The sequence below is a fragment of the Tenacibaculum sp. TB-53 genome, from assembly GCF_059716285.2.
Map to the genome: position 1 here is coordinate 873,204 of NZ_CM202790.1, position 21,451 is coordinate 894,654.

Genomic DNA, 21,451 nt, shown 5'->3' on the forward strand with positions numbered 1-21,451 from the left:
TTAAATACATGTTAATAAAGTATAAATCCGCTCTGTCGAGCGGATTTTTTTTATGCTTAAATTTGAGTTGTAACATAAACAAAATCAGAACTATTATGAAGAAATTAATAATTTTTTCTTTTGTTTTTTTGAGTTTATCCATCTATTCCCAGGTAACCACATCAAAAATAAAAGGAACTGTAACAGACAATCAGGGAGAACCTTTGTTTGGTGCTAACATTGTTGTTTTACATGAGCCAACAGGTACCATATCTGGAGCCGTAGCTCAAGACAATGGAAGATACACCATACCTAACTTAAGAGTAGGAGGGCCTTATAAAGTAACGTTTAGCTATATTGGGTTTCAATCACAAGAAGTAACCAATATCTACTTAACTTTGGGTAAGACAACCAATATTGATGGTGTTTTGTCTGAGGATGGTGAACAATTAGAAGAAGTAGTTATATCAACAACCAGAAGTAAAGTTTTTAATAATGACAGAACAGGAGCACAAACTAGTGTAAGTGCTGTTCAGCTAAAAACCTTACCAACCATTTCACGTTCCGCTGCAGATTTTACTCGTTTAGAACCAACTGCAAGTGGAAACTCTTTTGGAGGGAGAAATGACCAGTTCAACAACTTTTCTTTAGACGGATCTATTTTCAATAACCCTTTCGGTTTAGATTCACCAACACCAGGAGGTCAAACAGGTTCACAACCAATTTCGTTAGATGCAATTGAACAAATTTCGGTTTCTACTGCACCATACGATGTTACTTTGTCTGGGTTTACAGGAGCTTCGGTAGATGCCGTAACCAAAAGTGGTACAAATGAATTTACAGGTACAGTTTATGGGTTTTACAGAAACCAAGATATGACTGGAGGCAAAATTAAAGGTCAAGAAGTTGTAAAACCTAAGTTAAGTCAAAGCCAATACGGAGCGAGCTTAGGAGGTCCAATTATTAAGGATAAATTATTCTTTTTTGCAAATTTTGAAAAAGATGATAGAGAAGATTTAGGAACAGCGGGTTGGATACCAAATACTGGTAGTGGAGCTGTTAATGAATCGAGAGTATTAGAATCGGATATGATAGCTGTTCGTGATGCTTTAGCAGCCTTAGGATATGATACAGGAGCTTATGAGGGGTTCACTTATGGTTCAGAATCTACTAAAGGAATTTTTAAATTAGATTGGAATATTAACGATAAAAATAGATTAGCGTTAATTTATAATTTCTTAAGAGCTTCAAAAGAAACACCAGCACATCCAACAGCTCTAGGTATTAGAGGACCAAGTTTTTCTACATTACAGTTTGAAAATTCTGGGTATGAAATTAATAATAACTTAAATTCATTTCAGTTAGAATTAAACTCTAACTTATCAGAAACAACTACTAACAAGTTACAAATAGGTTATACACATTTTGATGACTTTAGAAATCCGTTATCTGCACCAGCACCGGTAATTACAATTCAAGATGGTAATGGTAGTAATTATATTATAGCAGGTCATGAACCGTTTTCTATCAATAACAAGTTAGACCAACGAGTTTTTCAGTTAACAAATAATATGAACTTTTATAAGGGAGATCATACGTATACCGTTGGTTTTTCATTTGAACAATTTGAGTTTGAAAACTCATTTAATTTAACAAATTATGAATCTTTCAATTTTGGAATTTTCCCATATTATGGATTATTTAACCCATACCCAGATGTAGCAACTTTTTTATCAGCTGCACAATCAGGTGGAGTAGTGGAGCAGTATTTAGCAGCTACTCAAAATGCTTACAATTCATTTAATGCTAATGGAGATGGTAATGATGGTGGTTGGAAACTATCTGAGTTAAATGTAGGTCAACTAGCTTTTTATGTGCAAGATGAGTGGGAAATGAATGACAATTTTAAGTTAACTTATGGAGTTCGTTTTGATAAGCCGCTGTACTTCAATACATCTAGTTTAATTCAGAAGTTTATAGATACTGATAATGGAGCAACCAGAGATAATTCTGTACTGTACTACAACCCAAATACAGGAGAAGAACAACAGTTACTTTCAACTAAAATGCCTACAAACCAATGGTTAATTTCACCAAGAGTTGGTTTTAACTGGGATGTAAAAGGAAATAATACAATGCAACTTCGTGGAGGTTCAGGGGTTTTTACTGGACGTTTACCTTTTGTATGGATTGGAAATCAAGTAAGTGGAGCTGATGATGGTTTCTTCCAATTGGTTGATCCAGATTTTAAATTTCCTCAAGTATGGAGAACAAACTTAGGTTTAGACTGGAAATTTGAAAATGGAATTATAGCTACTACAGATATTTCTTATACAAAAGACATTAATGGTGCCCATGTACAAAACTGGGGACTAAGAGAGCCTACTGCTACTTTAAATACACCATTTGATAATAGAGATATATATAATGGAAGTAATAAAGGAAATAATGCTTATGTGTTTACGAATTCAGACAAAGGTCGTGTATGGAATGCTTCTTTAAAACTTCAAAAAACTTTTGATAACGGATTATATACAAGTGTTGCATATAATTACTTAAATGCTAAAGATGTAAACTCTATTGAGGCAGAAATTACTGGAGATGCTTTTGCTTTTAATCCAGTGGTAGGAAATGCTAATAATGATGTTTTATCATATTCAAAATATGGAGATACACATAGAATTATTGGTGTAGCGTCTAAGAAGTTTACTTATGGAGGAGATAAGTTTGCTACTACTATTTCTACATTTTTTGAGTATGCCCAAGGAGGAAGGTTTAATTACACTTATGGAGGAGATATTAATAATGATGGGTCAGCTGTAAATGATTTATTATACGTTCCAACTAGTTCAGAACTTAATCAAATGCAATTTAGTAATCCTGCTCACGCGGCTGCTTTTGAAAGCTATATACAACAAGATGATTATCTAAGTGAAAGAAGAGGGCAGTACGTTGAACGTTATGGAGCTTTGGCACCATGGAGAGGTAAATGGGATTTAAAAATATTACAAGACTTTAATTTTAACGTATCTGCTGAAAAGCAAAACACAATACAGTTAAGTCTTGATATTTTAAATGTAGGTAATTTAATTAACTCAGATTGGGGAGTAGTACAACAACCTAATAACGTACAACCTTTAGGTGTAAGATTCCCTGATGTAGATCCTATGAACACAGATCCTGCTAATTATGTACCAGATTATTCTGAAGCACCTACTTATACATTTAGTACCAATCAAGAACAGACATTTGGATTCGATTCTAGTTTGCTTTCTCGTTGGCAAATGCAAATAGGTCTGCGTTATATATTTTAAAAAAAGACGAATTAAAATTTATAAAACCACTCATTTTCTGAGTGGTTTTTTTGTTTTTTAGTTAAAATTTTTATAATAAAGGGTGTTTTTCCTGTGAAAATTTTGAAATAAATAAGTGATATTTGTATATGTAAATAAAGATAGGGGACTTTAATTACAACGTTTTAAAATATAGTCTTTGAGGGGTTGATTATATTTTAAAAAAGCTCTGACTTTTTTGAGTCAGGGCTTTTAACTTTTCTTATAATGTAATGTTTTCTTGGTTTCTAAGAATATCTTCTATAGTTTCCCTTTTTCTAATTAAGTAATCTTTTCCTTTATAAACCATTACTTCAGCAGGTTTGTATCTAGAGTTATAGTTAGATGCCATAGAAAAACAATAAGCTCCTGCATTATGGAAACACAATATATCTCCTTCAGAAATTTCATTAATTCTTCGGTTAGAGCCAAAAGTATCTGTTTCACAAATATAACCTACTACACTATAAAAACGCTCTCTCCCTTTTGGGTTAGAAATGTTTTCTATTTGATGGTATGAATTATAAAACATTGGTCGAATTAAATGATTTAAACCACTATCAATACCAGCAAATACAGTAGAAGTTGTCTGTTTAATCACATTTACTTTTGCTAAGAAATAACCAGCTTCACTAACTAAAAATTTCCCAGGTTCAAACATTAGGGTAACATCTTTACCGTAATCTTTACAAAATTGATTAAATCTAGTCGATAGTTTTTCTCCTAACTCTTCTATATTAGTAGAGATATCATCTTTTTTATAAGGAACTTTAAATCCACTACCAAAATCTACAAAGTCAATGTCTTCGAATTGTTTAGCTACATTAAATAAAATTTCAGAAGCACGTAAAAAAGTATCAATATCTAAAATATCAGAACCCGTATGCATATGTATTCCATTAATATGCATTCCTGTATTTTCAACTACTCTTTTTATATGAGGTACTTGGTGAATTGAAATTCCAAATTTAGAATCGATATGACCTACTGATATTTTACTATTTCCACCTGCCATAACATGCGGATTAATACGAATACAAACAGGAATTTTTGGGTGTTTTTGTCCGAATAACTCTAAAATAGATAAGTTATCAATATTAATTTGTACGCCTAATTTAGCAACATCTTCTATTTCTTGTAGAGAAACTCCGTTAGGCGTATATATAATTTCATGAGGCTCAAACCCTGCTAATAAACCAAGTTTAACCTCTTGAATAGAAACCGTATCTAAACCACTGTTAAGCTTATTAAAAACCTTTAAAATATTAATGTTTGATAATGCTTTAACAGCGTAATTAATTTTTACATTTTTAACTTTAGAAAAAGCAGATGTTATTTTTTTATACTGAGATATAATTTTTTCAGTGTCGTAAACATACAAAGGTGACTGATATTTGTCAGCCAGCTTTAAAAGGTCTTGTCTATTCATTTACTTTAATATTTGCAGGCAAAAGTATAGAGGTGAATGATTACAAAAAATAAAATGAAAGAAATTCACAAATTTGTGTTTTTTTGTGAAATTAGGGGTTTTACGTCTAGGCAAAAGGGTGTTTTCCTATAATATAATCTTTTAAAAAGAATCATATTTGCCATGAAATAAAATTAAGGGGATTTATTTCAAACAGAATGATATTTTTTAAGGGGTAAAAATATCATAAAAAAACTCTAGCGAAAGCTAGAGTTTTTGATTTTATAAAAGGTAGTATAAGATTACTTAAATTTTACCGCAACTTTTTGTGCAATTCCAACAATTACTTCACTAGCCTTTATTATACTTTCAGCAGGAACATATTCATAACGTCCATGGAAGTTATGTCCGCCAGCAAAAATGTTAGGACAAGGTAAACCTTTATATGATAATTGAGAACCATCAGTACCACCACGAATAGGCTTAATTAATGGAGTAATTCCCATATCTTTCATCACCTCTTCAGCAATATCAACAATGTGCATTACAGGAGTAACTTTTTCTTTCATGTTAAAATATTGATCTTTAATTTCAACAGAAACTAATTTTTGTCCACGCTTAGCGTTTAAAACTTCAGCTAAATCAAGCATTGCTTTTTTACGGTTGTTGAATTGATCCATATCATGATCTCTAATAATATAGCTCAATGTTGTTTGCTCAACTTTACCCTCCATATGATGTAAGTGGAAGAAACCTTCATAACCTGTTGTTTTTTCAGGAACTTCATCTTCAGGCAATGCATTGATAAATTCACTAGCAATAAGCATTGAGTTAATCATTTTACCTTTTGCATACCCAGGATGTACAATTTTACCTTGAATAGTAACTGTAGCGCTAGCAGCATTAAAGTTTTCGTATTCTAACTCACCAATTTGACTTCCATCCATGGTGTAAGCCCACTCAGCTCCAAATTTCTCAACATCAAACATATGAGCACCTTTACCAACCTCTTCATCAGGAGTAAAGCAAATACGAATTTTACCATGTTTAATTTCTGGGTGTTGAATTAAGTATTCCATTGCAGAAACAATTTCAGTAACCCCAGCTTTATCATCAGCACCTAATAATGTAGTACCGTCAGTAGTAATAATAGTTTGACCTTTATATTGTAATAAATCTTCAAAATAATCAGGAGATAAAACGATATTCTCTTCTTTGTTTAATAAGATATCTTTTCCGTCGTAATTCTCATGAATTTGAGGTTTCACATTAGCTCCAGTAAAATCTGGACTTGTATCAATATGAGCAACAAAACCAATAGTAGGTACTTCATAATCTAAATTACTAGGTAAAGTTGCCATTAAATAACAATTCTCATCTAATTCAACATCTGCCATTCCTATTTCCTTTAGTTCTTTTTCAAGAACTTTAGCTAAATTCCATTGTTTTTCAGTACTAGGAAATGCTGGGTTATTAGGATCACTTTCAGTATCAATAGTTACATACTTTACAAATCGGTCGATTATATGTTGTTTGTTCATCGTAGTATTTTTAAAGCATCAAAAATAGCCATTTCAAATGTATTTTGTCAATTGAAATAGGATGAAATTTTTAAGAACTTTTCTTTTTAAAATAGGCAATCAATAAATCGACAACATAACTATATGATTGAATCCCTTTTGATTGATTATTAGCTTTGAGGTAAGAGTTGTATCCCTTCTTTAAATAAGGTTCAATAGGGTTTTTAAACTGTTTCCAATGTAAATAAGTAGCCTTGTAGTCTTTATAAACACCTTTGTTTACTGTCTTAGCAATTTCTTTACCTAATGCTTTATCTCTTTTGTAAACTTGACCAATACAATAGTTATAAGCCATACGGTATCCAGAGTACTTAAAATACAAGTCTTTATTAGCTATGGAGGCTAAAAAACTCACAAAATTGGCATCATTTTCAGCTGCCCAACCAATTTGATGTGCCATTTCATGACAGGTAGTTGCTGGATAACCCGTTTTAGGAATCATATTATTTACTTGTGCTTCTCCTGTTATTGGATTTAAGTACCCTGATGTTCCATTGTATGATTGAAATAAACTAACTAATGAGCTTTTAATTGAGGAAGTTTGATAAGTAAGTTGGGGATATGTTTTCGAAAGTTCCTGAAACCCGTTAGGAGCTAACTTATAAATTTCTCTTTGAGAATATGGAACTATTACAGGGACTGAATCATTTTTTGTTATTTGTAAATGAACTTTGTTTAGTTCTACTACAATCTGTTTAGTTGTTGAAATTAGTTCTTCAGTAGTGTAGGAGGATTGTTTTAGCTCAAGATTTTTAGCTAACGGCTCTCTAAAATAATTTAATCCCCAAAAAGCATAAAAACAAAAATAAATAATAGATAAAATTGCAATAAATTTTACTAACTTAGGAAGGAAGTTTTGAAACCTTTTTTTAATTAAAAAATAGATAGATTTTAATAAAAGATACAATAAAACAAAACCAATTATATCCCCAACAGAAAAAGGAATCCAACCTAGAATAATTCGAAAGAATTGTGAAATATACGGGTAAATTCCATTACTATAATAAAATTCAATCCATTGTGGTTTTTGTCTTATAAAAAGCACAAAAATCACTTGAATAGGCAGAAATAAAGCAACAAAAAAATATTTTTTTAGGTTATGCATGCCACCAAAAATAAGAAAGTTGTAACGTTATCAACAAGTTAATAACAGTTTATTTACAAAAAATGTGCATAAAGAAAATTGAATAATGTCTCTACTAATATCATCTTAAAAATTTACTTTTGCTATTATGGAAAGAACCCAATCTCTCAAAGGAACAAAAATAGATAAAGCTAGAATTATAAGCTTAGAAAAAGGAAAGTTACCACCGCAGGCTTTAGAGTTAGAAGAGGCTGTTTTAGGGGCTATGATGATTGATAAAAAAGGGATTGATGAAGTAATTGATATTTTACATCCTGATGCTTTTTATGATAAAAGGCACCAAGAAATTTATGCCGCTATTTACGAGCTTTTCCAAAACTCAGAACCAATTGATTTACTTTCTGTATCAAATCAATTAAAGAAAAATGGAAAGTTAGATTTAGCAGGAGGAGATTTTTACTTAATTGGGTTAACCCAAAAAGTTGCCTCATCTGCACATATTGAATTTCACTCTAGAATTATTCTAGAAAAATTCATTCAACGTAAACTAATTACCATTTCTTCAGAAATTATTGAAAATGCATATGATGAAACTGTTGATGTTTTTGATTTGTTAGATGATGCCGAAGGAAAATTATTTGAAGTAACGCAAGGAAACCTTAAAAAAGGAGCTGAAAGAGCTGACTCTTTAGTTCAGCAATCGATTAATAAGATTCAAGAAATTTCAACCAAAGAAGGAATGAGTGGTTTGGCTACAGGATTTACCAAACTAGATGCATTAACCTCGGGTTGGCAACCTACCGATTTAATCATTATCGCTGCACGTCCTGGTATGGGTAAAACCGCTTTCGTAATATCGATGGCTAAAAATATGGCAATCGATTTCGGACACCCAGTAGCATTATTCTCGCTGGAGATGTCCTCGGTACAGTTAATTACTCGTATGATTTCTTCAGAAACAGGGTTGACTTCTGAAAAATTACGTAAAGGAAACTTAGAACCTCATGAATGGGAGCAATTGAATGTAAAAGTAAAAAAGCTTTCAGATGCCCCTATTTTTATTGATGATACACCTGCATTATCCATTTTTGATTTACGTGCAAAAGCACGTCGTTTAGTATCACAACACGGAGTTAAAATCTTAATTATTGATTACTTACAGTTAATGACAGCAGGTGGAGCAGGAGGTAACCGTGAACAAGAAATTTCGACGATTTCGCGTAACTTAAAAGCACTAGGTAAAGAATTGAATGTACCTGTAATTGCACTTTCTCAGTTATCGCGTGCGGTTGAAACGCGTGGAGGAAGTAAACGTCCGTTACTATCCGATCTTCGTGAATCTGGAGCAATTGAGCAGGATGCCGATATTGTATCGTTTATTTATCGTCCTGAATACTATGGAATGACAGAGTGGGATGACGACGATCACTCACCGTGTGAAGGACAAGGGGAGTTTATTGTAGCAAAACACCGTAATGGTGGATTGGATAATATTCGCTTGAAGTTTACAGGACACTTAGCAAAATTCTCAGATTTAGAAGAAGGGTTTAGTAGTGAGTTCCAATCGAGTATGAACTCAGGGTTTAACGATGAAGTAGCGTCTAGTAATTTTGCTTCACCAGAAGATGCTTTTGGACCTAGCGACGATGATGTTGACATTCCATTTTAAATTACTATTTTTATCTAATGAATGAATTGGATAAAAAAGTTAAAAACTGGATACTTAAAAATGGATATCCATTTGAAATGAGGGTTGCGAATCTATTTAAAAAATCAGATTTTAAAGTTTCTCAATCAATTTTATATAAAGATGAGCATACAGATAAATTAAGGGAACTAGATATAATTTCATATTTTAACACTGCTATTAATGGTGTTTGGTTCAACTTTACGTTCGTTATTGAATGTAAAAAGTCCACAGACAAGCCTTGGGTAGTATTTAAAAATGAAAGCCTTCATAATCCTCAATTAGAAAGATATAAACCATTTGCTACAAAAAATGGAGAAATATTAATCGAAAAAACAGAAGTTTTAAGAAATAGTAAATTTCAGTTGTTATTTCCTAACTTATCTGATTCTGGGTTTAATTTAGTAACTGCGTTAAAAGAATCTTCTAAGGACTTAGCGTATTCTTCAACAACTTCTCTTCTTAAAGCATGTAAATATTTAACAGATAAGTTTAATGAAAGTGAAGTTAAAGCATGTAATATTTACATTCCTCTAATTATTATCGAAGGAGTTTTGTATGAATCTTTTCTTGATGGAGAAGATGAGTTAACTTTAAAAGAAGTTAACTATTCATCAATTTTAAACACTAAAGTTTTTAGCGAAGGTAATTCAAACGTTATTACTATTATCTCTTCAAAAAAATTAGAGAATTATATTGATCAAGTCAAAAAAACAATATTACTGTTTTTTGAAACTTATAAAAAAGAACTAGAAAGTGTTTCTTTATCAAATCCGACTCCTTCAAGTCATAAAGTGAAAATTAATTTATAAATGAAACAATTTCTTTACATACTAACATTTTTTCTTTTTTCAAACTCGTTATGGGCATCCTTTATTTATGTGCCAATGAGTAATGAAAATCAGAAAAATCATTTAAAGGCATACGGTATTGTGTACTATGCTTTAGAAAGTGGGTTAAAGGCAAAATGGTTGTTAAATTATGATGGAGGTGCTTTTTTAATTGAAAATAATGAAGCTGTTGAAAAAGAATGCAAAATACGAGGTGTATCCTATCAAATCATTTCAGATGCTAAATCAGCATTAATCTTAGAAGAAATTTCTTCGCCTTCAAAAAATCAAGAGGCAGTAACTTTAGAAAAAGCACCTAAAATAGCAGTATATTCTCCAAAAGATAAAATGCCTTGGGATGATGCAGTAACCATGGTACTGACATATGCTGAAATTCCGTTTGATGTAGTATATGATGAAGAAGTATTAAATGATAAACTATTATTGTACGAGTGGTTACACTTACACCATGAAGATTTTACAGGACAATATGGACGTTTTTATGGAGCTTTTAGAACAGCGCCTTGGTACATTCAACAAAAGAAAGATGCAGAAGCTTTAGCCAAGAAACTAGGATACAATAAAGTGTCAGAAGAAAAAGGAGCTGTAGCCAAGAAAATACGTGATTATGTAGTAGGTGGTGGATTTATGTTTGCGATGTGTTCTGCGACCGATAGTTTTGATATTGCGCTGGCTGCTGATGGCGTAGATATTTGTGAAGGAATGTTTGATGGAGATGCCTCAGAACCTAATTATCAATCAAAAATAAACTTTAATAAAACCTTTGCTTTTAAAGATTTTGAATTGATTCGTAACCCTACTACGTATGAGTTTTCTTCAATAGATATGACTCGTAAACGAAGAATAAGAAAAGAAGTAGATTACTTTGTTTTAAAAGAGTTTTCTGCAAAATGGGATCAAGTACCGACCATGTTAACCCAAAATCATACCATGTTAGTGAAAGGTTTTATGGGACAAACAACATCGTTTGATCCTAATACTATAAAATCTACAGTTATTGTTTTAGGAGGAAATAAAACCAATGGAGAAGGACGCTATATTCACGGAACTAAAGGAAAAGGAATGTTTACCTTTTACGGAGGCCACGATCCTGAAGATTATCAGCATAGAGTAGGAGATCCTAAAACAGAATTAGATTTACACCCAACCTCACCAGGATATCGTTTAATATTAAACAATGTATTATTTCCTGCAGCTAAGAAGAAAAAGCAAAAAACGTAAGTATTATTTAGAGATGAAATTCTAAATTAGGTAGAATCTTTAGTTAATATCAATACTTAGATTACATTTCAGGTAATGTGAAATTTTTCCAAAAATTAGTATTTATTTCGGTATCATTTAAAACAGTGTTTATTTTTTCATTTTCATAATTCTCGTAAGAAATTTCTTTAACATCATTTAATTCAAAATCAAATAAATAACTTTTAGAATTAAAGCTAGAGTTTATTGTTTTTTTACTGTTAAAAGTGACTTCACTATAATTTTTATAATCAAAATTACTAACATAGTACTTATTCTCAATTTTTTTATTGAAAACAGCTATGCTTTGTTCTTTTAATTTTATATTAATAATGTTCCTATGTTTAGTCTTATTAAGATAATAATCTAAATCATCATTTTTAAGAATACCTTCCCATTTTTCAATAATTTTGGCTATCGAAAAATCATTTTTTCTTATATAAATTGATCCAAAATAGGCTGTAGGATAAGATTTATTAGTGAAACTCCAGTCATCTTTTTCGGTTTTAAATGAAATAATATAATATTGTTCTTCTTCTTTTTTGTTGGTTGTAGCAAAATTTAAAGTAAATTTTTTATGCTTTCTTTTATGTAAAATGTTGGCATATTGTATTGGATTTTCTCTATAGGCAAAAAGTTGAGAAGTATATTTTAAGGTATTGGTTGTGTCTTTTGTTATCCAATTAACACGTTCTAACCCTAAAGCAGTTATGTATTCTTGTCTATACCCAAAACTAAACTCTTTGGCTACAAGTTCTAACTCAAAAATATTAATATCATTTTTATTAGAAAGTATTTTGCTGTAGCGTTTATAATTATGTGGATGCGTAGGGTGGTTTTCTTCTAGTTTTGAAATTACTTCTTTCAGTATAGATTCGGGCGATCTTTTAGTTGTTATAATAACTTCATTTAAAATATCAAAAGAGTTTTCTAACAAAACTTTAGGGGCAATATTCTTTAAAACAATTTTCTTTGTTTCAATACCAATTCCACTAAAAACAATTGTATCATTTAAGTGACTGGTTAGATACGGAAATTCTATTTCACCATTTTCATTAGAAATTCTGTAAATCTGTCTTTTAACATTAGAAATATTTACAAAGGGTATAATTTCTTTATTCTTTTCATCTATCGTAAAAGTTGATACGTATTGGTAATCTTCTGTTTTAGTGGTGTTTTGAGCATTTACATTTATAAAATGCAAGAGTAAAAGGAGTAATAATTTTTTCATAGTAAAATGTTTCGTTGTTAATTAAAACAATAGTATAATTTTGAAAATGTGTTTTTGTTAATAAAAACCAAATTAACAATACTTTATAAACTTCAAGTTTTTTTCAAATCTCTAAGTTGATTTTGTACATTTGTGGGTATAAAACAAAACAATAATGCCAACAACACAACAATTACAAGATTTTACACAACAAGTTCGTAGAGATATTGTACGAATGGTACATGCTGTAAATTCAGGTCATCCAGGAGGTTCTTTAGGGTGTGCTGAATTTTTAACCTGTTTGTATCAGGAAATTATGGATTATTCTACCGATTTTTCTATGGACGGTAAAAATGAAGATTTATTTTTCTTGTCAAACGGACATATTTCACCAGTATATTACAGTGTACTAGCTCACAGCGGGTTTTTCCCTGTAGCTGAGTTGGCAACCTTTAGAAAGTTAGACTCTCGTTTGCAAGGTCACCCAACTACGCACGAAAATTTACCAGGTATTCGTATTGCTTCAGGTTCTTTAGGACAAGGTATGAGTGTTGCTATTGGTACTGCTGAAGCAAAAAAGTTAAACGGAGATGATAAAATTGTATATTCATTACATGGTGATGGAGAGTTACAAGAAGGTCAGATTTGGGAAGCAGCTATGTATGCTTCTGCTAAAAAGGTTGATAACTTAATTTCTACCGTAGATGTAAATGAAAAGCAAATTGATGGATCTACTGATGAAGTTTTAGCCATGGGAAGCTTAAAAGCTAAATTTGAAGCTTTTGGTTGGGATGTTGTAGAAATTGCAGAAGGAAATAATGTAGAAGCTATTTTAGCAGGAATGGCAGAAGCAAAATCACGTACAGGAAAAGGTAAACCAGTTTGTGTATTATTACGTACTGAAATGGGGAATGGAGTTGATTTTATGATGCATACCCACGCGTGGCATGGTAAAGCACCTAATGATGAACAGTTAGAGGTTGCTTTAGCTCAAAACCCAGAAACTTTAGGAGATTACTAAAATAAAGAGTAGTTAAATATTTTAAGCGCCATTACAACTTTGTAATGGCGTTTTTATTTTATGAAAAACTTTACAAAAAGAAGTAAGTAAAACCGTAAATTTACGTCTGTAATCATATAAAATAACCAAATAGATACAGATGAAAATAGGAATTGTATGTTATCCTACCTTTGGAGGAAGTGGAGTAGTAGCAACCGAATTAGGAATGGCATTAGCAGATAAGGGTCACGAGGTACATTTTATAACGTACAATCAGCCTGTTCGATTAGATTTCTTTTCTCATCGTTTGCATTTCCACGAAGTTGTTTTAGAAGAGTACCCTTTATTTCAATATCAACCTTATGAATTAGCTTTATCAAGTAAAATGGTGGAAGTAGTTCAAAAATATGAACTTGAAGTGTTACACGTACATTATGCTATTCCGCATGCCTATGCTGCTTACATGGCAAAAAAAATGCTTGAAGATAAAGGAATTGACATAAAAGTAGTAACAACATTGCATGGTACAGATATTACTTTGGTAGGAAGCCATCCAACCTACAAAACCGCAGTAGAATTTAGTATAAATAAATCAGATGAAGTTACCGCAGTGTCTAAAAGTTTAAAGGAAGATACTCTTAGGTTATTTAATATTGATAAAGATATTAAAGTGGTGTACAATTTTATTGATGGAGAAAAATATGATAGAGCTCATGAGGGAGAGTGTAAAAGAGAAGCGCTAGCTAAACCGGAGGAAAAAATCTTAACACATATAAGTAACTTTAGGCCTGTAAAGCGTACTGATGATGTAATTCGAATTTTTAATAGGGTTCAAGAAGAAGTTCCATCAAAATTATTAATGGTTGGTGATGGCCCTGAGCGTTTAAAAGCTGAGAACTTAGCTAAAGAGTTAGAAATCGAAGACAAAGTGCTTTTTATGGGGAATAGTACAGAAGTAGCAAAAATATTATGTTATACCGATGTGTTTTTATTACCATCTGAAACGGAAAGCTTCGGGTTAGCAGCTTTAGAAGCCATGGCTGCAAGCACAGTAGTTATATCCACAAATACAGGAGGTTTGCCAGAAGTTAATATTCATGGTGTAACAGGCTTTTTAAGTAAATTAGGTGATATTGAAGGTATGGCTAATAATGCTATTAATATTTTAAAAGATGATAAAGCTTTGAATGAGTTTAAAGAAAATGCAAAAGAACATATTAAGCTATTTTCACTAAATAATATTCTCCCAGCTTATGAGAGACTTTATAAAAAATGTTCAGTAGAAGCATAAAAAAGGAGAGTTATTAACTCTCCTTTTTTTAATTAAAAACTATCACTATTTAATTTTTTCTAGTTCTTTTACTAATATAGCATCATTTAATATAATGTCTCTTTGAGATTTTAATAAATTAGTTGTAGAGTTTGGTAAATGTTCTTCAGAGTTAATTACTTCATTATATTCTTCAAGTGAAGCTTTTTCACCTCTTAAAGCCTCTTCTAATATAGCTTCTTCACTTTCATTTGAGAAAAAAGCTTTGGTATTCATCCAAGCCCTGTGTGCTGTTCCCGTTAAACTACCTCCTTTTTCAGGAGATTGACCAAAAGATTTTATTTCTGATTTTAACTGTTTACCAAACATTTCACGTTCATTGGCTTTACGAACAAAAAGATTTGTTAATGTTTCACTATTTACATTTTCTGCAGCTGTTTTATACCCTTTTGCAGCATCATAATTTTTTTCTAATAATCCGTTTAACTTATTTGATACTTCTTCTGTGTAACTATACATATATTTTAAGTTTTTAAATTAATGAGTAATTTTTTATTGATGTTTACCCAAATACCATCAAGTTAGAACACCGCCCTCTTTTTTGAGAAAAAGAACCAATTAAAATAATGGTACTAATTCCTAAGCTTACATAAGTATTGTTATTATTTTGAGAGTTAAACTCAAAAATGTTAAATAATATGTAATCTAAAATGTTATGATTTTTATAAAAATCCTAGTTTATTAATATGATATCAGTAAGAATAAACAGTGTTTATCATTATTCTATTCATAATATTTTAAGTCATAAATGTGTAAATAAAAACGCTTAATATTTTTATGACTAATTAATTACATTACAAAATTAATATTTACTTGAAATGCTGTTTAGCTCATATCTTTTCTTTTTTTGCTCATATACAAAACTCTTGTTAAAATCAAATGTTTGTAGAAAAGATAGAATACATTAAGCAAAAAAATGTAATTTTATATCATTAAAAGAATGTGTTATTGGTATAGCGTCTTAAACATATTAGAAATAGTTTAGCAAGAACAAAAAGATTATAGATATTATGATTAGCTTGATGAAAAGAAGTAGAAAATAAGTTTTAAGTATTGATAGCAGTTTTGTAGAAAAAATTAAAATTATCCAAAATAAAATTTTAAAAAAATAGATAAGTAAAACTAAAAAAGAGCTAAAAAAATGATTAAAGAAAAATATAAATGTTCTTTTGAAAAAATAAAGAACCTGGACACAAAAGTGCCTATAAATTTAGTATTAAGTGGAGGAGCCGAAAAAGGTGTAGCTCATATTGCTTTATTAGAAAAGTTAGAAGAGTTAAATATTAAAATTAATTCAATTTCAGCTTGTAGCGCTGGTTCATTGGTAGGAGCAATGTATGCTTCTGGAATGAAACCAAAAGAAATATTAAACTTTTTTAAAAATACTGAAATATTTCAGTTTTCTTGGATAACAATTGCTAAACCAGGAATTTTTAATTCATCCAATTATGCAAGATTAATTGACGATAAAATAAAACCAACCTTTGAAGATCTAGAAATACCTTTAATAGTTTCTACAACTAATTTAAATAAAGGAACTACAGAGTACTTTAATGAAGGAAGTTTACTAAAACCTGTTTTAGCATCATGTGCATTACCAGGTTTATTCAATCCTGTAAAAATTGGAGATGCACTTTATTCTGATGGTGGAATTATAGATAACTTTCCTACAACTCCCTTTAAACAGTCAGAATATCCAATAGTGGGAAGTTATGTAGTATATCCTTCTGAAAAAACAAGTGAGGAACTAAATACCACTTTGAAAGTTTTAGCACATACATCTAAACTTTTAATGTTATCATCTGAAGAATATAAGTTTTTTGAAACTTATGCTACTATTTGTTTTCCTTTAGGTGAGTTTAGCGGTTTTAGCACTAAAGAAGTAGATTCAATATATGAAACAGCAAAAAAGTACATAGATAAAAAACTAGAAGAAAGAATAAATTAATTTCAAACATTTTCTTTTTTAGAAGCTATTCTCTGTACCTTTAAATTTGTAATGTAAGGTGTACTCATAAGGTAATTTATATCTATAATTTCTGATTTTTTATTTAACCACATATTTTTAAAAATTTCAGGAATTTGTATGGGCATTACCTGATAAAGATTATTAAAGTCATTAAGTTTTCCAATTAGTTTGGTGTTAATAACTGAACATGTATAAAAGCCATCGTTGGTAATGTTATATAAACCCGCTAAATAAAAGGGTTCTTGATTGTCTTTTTCTACTAAATAATTCTCTACAACTCCATTAATAACTTTATGAATATAAAAACCAGTTACGATAAATAAACACCTTCGTAAATAAAGAGCTTCTTTAAAAAGTATATTATTTTTAATATCTTCCTTATTTATATGTAGTGTTTGTTTTATATGTTGAAACTTATTCCAATTATCTCCATAATTTTGAGGAAGTAGCCCCCAAATGGCTTGCATAATTTGATTAGGATTTTCCATATTAATTATACAAACTGTTTGTTCTTTTAAACCATTAATTTTTCTTTTAGGTTTATGTAAATAAGGATACTTAAAAGGGAGTTTTGTAAAGGTTTCAATACGTTCTATACTTGCTATGTTTGATAGCTTATAAATCATAAAGCTACTGTTGATTATTAAAAATAAAAATGAGAGTAATACCTATTAATAAACAAGAAAGTATAATATAAAAGGCTATTCTAGTTATTTTATTGTTTTGAAAAATATAATTTTTATGCTTAGAGTCAGGATTCTCTTTAATTATTTTAAAATCTTCATTACTTTTTTTCATACTTATTAATTATTTATATTTTGTTTGTTGCAAAACTATATTGTTAAAAGAGTCAATCTTTGTTCTTTAGAAATAGATATTGACTCATTTCATATTAAGTTAAGTGTAACAATTAACAAGAGATTATATTTTAGTTTGTTAACTAATAAAGTTAGTTTGAAGTCTGTTAAATTTAATGAGTATATTTTTTATATGAGTTAAGAACAAAACTAAATGAGTAAATGTAAAACAAGCTATCTAGTTAATTTTGTAACTGTACAAAAGATGTACTTTATAAACACTAATTTAAAATTTTAATAATATGTTACGTTGGACAGTCACTTTTATAATAATAGCAATCATAGCCGGTATTTTAGGATTTGGAGGAATAGCAGGAGCAGCTGCAGGGTTTGCTAAAATAGCATTCTTTATTTTTATAATTTTATTTATCATATCCTTATTTACAGGTAAAAGAAAAGTTTAAAAAAATAAAGAATAGAGTATTAAAAAAGCGTGAGTTTTCACGCTTTTTTTATTTATGAATAAGTTTTATTTATTAAGTGAGCAAAAAACAAAATTAAATGAGCAAAACACGTAAATAAACCTACGTTAATTTTGTAACAGATATTACAAATCGTTGTTTCATAGCGAAAATGTATAGGAATATATAAAATATATTTCAGGTGTTAAAAAGTACACATCTCAAATAAAGTTACTTGTAATTTTAAAATAGATTAAAATGAAAAAAATAATAATGGGATTATTACTTACAGGAAGTATTACCTCTTTAAACGCGCAAACGGAAGTAATAAAAACGACTGAAGTAAAAAAAGCAAAAAAGATTAATGAAAAAGGTTTAATTTATGATACAAAAGTAAAAGTAGTAACAAAAAAAGAAAAACAAACTAAGTTTAATCCCAATCAAAAGAATAAACTTAATCAAGATGTAGTAGAGTCTCCAATCACAGTAGATAAAACCATTATGGTAGATAATGATTCTGATATTTTTTATGACTCAAAAGCAAAAGTAAAATATTTTAAGTATAAAGGTAATAAGTATGACTTTTTAATTGATCAAAATAATTTACTAATCACATATAAGCTTAATAATGAAGATATAACATCAGCAAGAGCTATAAAATCTATTAATAATAACTTTTATGTAGTAGAAGGTAAGGATTTTAATGGCGTAGGTTATTTTAATAAATATGGTGATTTTATTATTGAATATAAAAATCAAGAATCTAATAACTTGGGACAAGCCATTTTTGAAACCTTTAAAATGTAATTTATAAAACTAATAAGTGATAATTTCATCCTTTTTTATCACTAAAAGGTTAAAATGAAATGAGCAAAGATTCGTATTAAATAAGCAAACTTAGGCTTAAGTTCTTAAGTAGTTTTGTAACATAATTAATTATTAACAAAAAACACACACAGTAAAATGAATTATTTAAACATACAAACAGAAAAAGTATTACCAGTAGCAAAAGAATTAAACCAATTATTGGCTGAATATCACATATACTATCAAAAGTTAAGAAATTTTCATTGGAATATTGTGGGGAAAAACTTTTTTGAACTACATGAAAAATTTGAAGAAATGTATAGTGATGCTAGAGTTAAAATAGATGAGATCGCAGAACGTATTTTAACTTTACAGTATCATCCAATTAGTAGATATAGTAAGTATTTAAAAATAGCAAATATATCAGAAGAAAGTCCTTTTCAAACAGATAGTGATATGATTTATATTTTATTAGATGATCATAAAACATTATTAAAGCAAATGGCAAATGTGATAAAAAAAGCGGAAGAAGCAGAAGATGAGGGAACGATAGATTTAATGGGAGGATATATTGCTTCTTTAGAAAAAACAAGTTGGATGTTGAACGCTTGGAGCAAAAGTACCGTAGAGCAATTAAATGAGGATATTGTATTGTCATAAAATTATTGTTGAATTTATCTAATAACTAAAAAAAAACTACTTTCTCCTACATGAATTTTAGCAGCACCATAGCCAAATTAAAAGAATCTGTTCAATTATACTGGAATGAGTTTATAAACCAAATTCCAAAAATAATTATAGCTATTCTTATAGTGGCTGTAGGTATTATTATTGCTAATCTTATATCAAATTTTTTTAGAAAAACAATTTCTAAGAAAACAAATGATCCTTTAATGACTAATTTTTTAGCCAAAACAATAAAAATTAGTTTTAGTATTTTGGTAATCATGCTTGCTTTAAAGATAGCAGGTTTAGGAGGCATTGCTGCTGGATTGTTAACTGCAGCTGGAGCCTCAGCTATAATTTTTGGATTTGCTTTTAAAGATGTAGGAGAGAATTTTATCTCAGGGGTAATATTATCCTTTAATCGCCCTTTCGATGTTAATGATACAGTAATGATTGGAGATATTTTTGGTAAAGTAAAAATGATGGAATTTAGATTTACCAAATTAAAAACATTCGATGGAAGAGATGTATACATTCCCAATAGTGACATTGTAAAGAAAGCTGTATATAACTATACTGAAGATGGTTTTTACCGTTCAGACTTTGTGGTTGGGATTGATTATGATGATGACATAGATACAGCAAAAAAAGTAATCATAAATGCGGTAGTTAATACTTTAGGAGTTATTGATACAGATGAACATCAATGTTTTGTTACGGTAGACGGTTTAGGAGTAAGTACTGTAAATTTAAAAGTTATTTTTTGGACCAAAACTAAAGAATACAAACGAGGCGCACTCGAAGTTAAAAGTGATGTAATTAAAAACGTAAAAAACGTGATAATAAAAAACGGGCTAAACATGCCTGCAGATATTACAGAGATAAAGCTATACGGTTCACAAGACAGTATTCCAATTACAGTAACAAAATAAAAAAAGCAACCCACGGGGTTGCTTTTTTTTTATGAATTATAATAACTAAGACTCTCCCTAATTAAATCATCAGAAGCTTTACTGTTTATTTTAAAATCTTCATAATCGTTAAGAAGCACAAAGTTAATTTCTCCTCCTATATTCTTTTTATCATGTTTCATCAATTCAAGAATAGGCTGAAAATCTTCTTTTACCAATGCTACTTTACCATAAATTTTAATAATAGCATCTTTTATTTCAGAGACTTTATCTTCAGGAAAATCTAATACTTTTGATGATAAGTAAGCTTCACAAACCATTCCAACGGCAATAGCTTCACCATGTGTTAGAGCTTCCTTTTTCGGGTTCTCTAAAAAATAAGACTCTACACCATGCCCAATAGTATGTCCCCAGTTTAAAACCTTACGAATACCTTGTTCTTTAGGATCTTCCAAAACAACTTCATTCTTAATTTCTATAGAACGATGAATCAAATCAACAATATTAAGTTTATCGTTATCTTTAATTTCATTAAATAACTTGATGTCGTGGGTCATTCCATACTTAATAATTTCCGCAGTACCAGAACGAATTTCTCTAGGAGTTACGGTGTGTAAGTATTCAGGATCAATAATAATTAACTCTGGATTAGCAAATACACCAATCTGGTTTTTTAATACACCTAAATCAACACCTGTTTTTCCGCCAACAGAAGCATCTACCATGCTTAATAAGGTTGTAGGAATATTCACAAAATCAATTCCACGTTTAAATGTAGATGCAACAAAACCACCTAAATCAGTAATCACACCACCACCTAAGGTAATTAATAAGCTTTTTCTATCAGCTCCTAATTCAGTCATTACATTCCAAACTCCCATACAAGTTTCTATGTTTTTATGAACTTCACCAGCATCAATTTGAATGACTTCAATAGGTTTATCTGTAGCAAATAACTGAATGAATCGAGGATAGCAACAATCTAAAGTGTTGTCATCCACTAAAATAAAAACTGAAGAATAGTTTCTTTCAGAAACTAAATAGGTTAATTCATTATAGCCTTTTTCTTCAAAATGAATAGGGTATGTTGCTGCATTAATTGTGGTCATAATAACAAAAAAATATAAGGCGAAATTAAAT

At 29.9% G+C, this 21,451-nt stretch carries 18 protein-coding genes; 11 read left to right on the forward strand and 7 right to left on the reverse strand.

What is annotated here, in order from left to right; genetic code table 11:
* Positions 1 to 95: 95 nt before the first annotated feature.
* Entirely contained in the window at positions 96 to 3,293 is a 3,198-nt protein-coding gene (locus AC3VJB_RS03925; RefSeq protein ID WP_497666784.1) for a TonB-dependent receptor, read from the forward strand.
* A 241-nt stretch (positions 3,294 to 3,534) separates the two neighbouring features.
* On the opposite strand, the gene lysA is transcribed toward AC3VJB_RS03925, so the two are convergent.
* The 3 genes from lysA to AC3VJB_RS03940 all read right to left on the reverse strand — a co-directional run bounded on the left by lysA (position 3,535) and on the right by AC3VJB_RS03940 (position 7,404).
* Positions 3,535 to 4,740, reverse strand: coding sequence for a diaminopimelate decarboxylase (lysA, locus tag AC3VJB_RS03930; protein WP_497666785.1), 1,206 nt, complete (start codon positions 4,738 to 4,740; stop codon positions 3,535 to 3,537).
* 281 nt (positions 4,741 to 5,021) lie between these two features.
* Positions 5,022 to 6,260, reverse strand: coding sequence for a peptidase T (gene pepT, locus AC3VJB_RS03935; RefSeq protein ID WP_497666786.1), 1,239 nt, complete (start codon positions 6,258 to 6,260; stop codon positions 5,022 to 5,024).
* A 70-nt stretch (positions 6,261 to 6,330) separates the two neighbouring features.
* Entirely contained in the window at positions 6,331 to 7,404 is a 1,074-nt protein-coding gene (locus AC3VJB_RS03940) for a DUF3810 domain-containing protein (RefSeq protein WP_497666787.1), read from the reverse strand.
* 127 nt (positions 7,405 to 7,531) lie between these two features.
* Here AC3VJB_RS03940 and dnaB point away from each other — a divergent pair, with 127 nt between their 5' ends.
* Genes dnaB through AC3VJB_RS03955 form a run of 3 tightly spaced genes read left to right on the forward strand, consistent with a single transcriptional unit; the run spans position 7,532 to position 11,142 of the window.
* Positions 7,532 to 9,052 carry a replicative DNA helicase gene (gene dnaB, locus AC3VJB_RS03945; protein WP_497666788.1) on the forward strand — a complete coding sequence of 507 codons (1,521 nt, stop codon included), beginning with the start codon at positions 7,532 to 7,534 and terminating at the stop codon, positions 9,050 to 9,052.
* Between the two features lie 17 nt (positions 9,053 to 9,069).
* Positions 9,070 to 9,882: a hypothetical protein gene (locus AC3VJB_RS03950; RefSeq protein WP_497666789.1), complete on the forward strand. Its 813-nt coding sequence runs from the start codon at positions 9,070 to 9,072 to the stop codon at positions 9,880 to 9,882.
* Entirely contained in the window at positions 9,883 to 11,142 is a 1,260-nt protein-coding gene (locus AC3VJB_RS03955) for an asparagine synthetase B (protein WP_497666790.1), read from the forward strand.
* A gap of 61 nt (positions 11,143 to 11,203) precedes the next feature.
* Here AC3VJB_RS03955 and AC3VJB_RS03960 read toward each other — a convergent pair whose 3' ends face one another.
* Entirely contained in the window at positions 11,204 to 12,391 is a 1,188-nt protein-coding gene (locus AC3VJB_RS03960) for a peptidase associated/transthyretin-like domain-containing protein (protein WP_047788880.1), read from the reverse strand.
* Between the two features lie 154 nt (positions 12,392 to 12,545).
* Here AC3VJB_RS03960 and AC3VJB_RS03965 point away from each other — a divergent pair, with 154 nt between their 5' ends.
* A complete protein-coding gene (locus AC3VJB_RS03965; RefSeq protein WP_047788879.1) occupies positions 12,546 to 13,391 on the forward strand; it encodes a transketolase in 846 nt (281 codons plus the stop codon).
* A 139-nt stretch (positions 13,392 to 13,530) separates the two neighbouring features.
* Positions 13,531 to 14,661 carry an N-acetyl-alpha-D-glucosaminyl L-malate synthase BshA gene (bshA, locus tag AC3VJB_RS03970; protein WP_073184117.1) on the forward strand — a complete coding sequence of 377 codons (1,131 nt, stop codon included), beginning with the start codon at positions 13,531 to 13,533 and terminating at the stop codon, positions 14,659 to 14,661.
* A 45-nt stretch (positions 14,662 to 14,706) separates the two neighbouring features.
* Here bshA and AC3VJB_RS03975 read toward each other — a convergent pair whose 3' ends face one another.
* Positions 14,707 to 15,159, reverse strand: coding sequence for a ferritin-like domain-containing protein (locus AC3VJB_RS03975; RefSeq protein WP_047788877.1), 453 nt, complete (start codon positions 15,157 to 15,159; stop codon positions 14,707 to 14,709).
* A gap of 682 nt (positions 15,160 to 15,841) precedes the next feature.
* Between AC3VJB_RS03975 and AC3VJB_RS03980 the strand changes: the two genes are divergently transcribed.
* On the forward strand, positions 15,842 to 16,648 hold the full coding sequence (locus AC3VJB_RS03980; protein WP_053056662.1) for a patatin-like phospholipase family protein: 807 nt from the start codon (positions 15,842 to 15,844) through the stop codon (positions 16,646 to 16,648).
* 2 nt (positions 16,649 to 16,650) lie between these two features.
* Here AC3VJB_RS03980 and AC3VJB_RS03985 read toward each other — a convergent pair whose 3' ends face one another.
* The gene (locus tag AC3VJB_RS03985; RefSeq protein ID WP_047788876.1) at positions 16,651 to 17,295 is read right to left on the reverse strand and encodes an SOS response-associated peptidase family protein; all 645 of its coding nucleotides are present in this window, start codon (positions 17,293 to 17,295) and stop codon (positions 16,651 to 16,653) included.
* Between the two features lie 473 nt (positions 17,296 to 17,768).
* On the opposite strand from AC3VJB_RS03985, the gene AC3VJB_RS03990 reads away from it, so the two are divergent.
* The 4 genes from AC3VJB_RS03990 (at position 17,769) to AC3VJB_RS04005 (ending at position 20,332) form a co-directional block, all read left to right on the forward strand.
* Positions 17,769 to 17,930 carry a DUF1328 family protein gene (locus AC3VJB_RS03990; protein ID WP_047788875.1) on the forward strand — a complete coding sequence of 54 codons (162 nt, stop codon included), beginning with the start codon at positions 17,769 to 17,771 and terminating at the stop codon, positions 17,928 to 17,930.
* Between the two features lie 255 nt (positions 17,931 to 18,185).
* On the forward strand, positions 18,186 to 18,734 hold the full coding sequence (locus AC3VJB_RS03995; RefSeq protein ID WP_497666791.1) for a hypothetical protein: 549 nt from the start codon (positions 18,186 to 18,188) through the stop codon (positions 18,732 to 18,734).
* 156 nt (positions 18,735 to 18,890) lie between these two features.
* Positions 18,891 to 19,394, forward strand: a complete 504-nt coding sequence (locus tag AC3VJB_RS04000) for a Dps family protein (protein WP_047788873.1) — start codon at positions 18,891 to 18,893, stop codon at positions 19,392 to 19,394.
* A 50-nt stretch (positions 19,395 to 19,444) separates the two neighbouring features.
* A complete protein-coding gene (locus AC3VJB_RS04005; RefSeq protein WP_047788872.1) occupies positions 19,445 to 20,332 on the forward strand; it encodes a mechanosensitive ion channel family protein in 888 nt (295 codons plus the stop codon).
* 29 nt (positions 20,333 to 20,361) lie between these two features.
* Here the strand turns inward: AC3VJB_RS04005 and aroB are convergent, their stop codons facing one another.
* Positions 20,362 to 21,420: a 3-dehydroquinate synthase gene (aroB, locus tag AC3VJB_RS04010; RefSeq protein WP_047788871.1), complete on the reverse strand. Its 1,059-nt coding sequence runs from the start codon at positions 21,418 to 21,420 to the stop codon at positions 20,362 to 20,364.
* Positions 21,421 to 21,451: the final 31 nt, after the last annotated feature.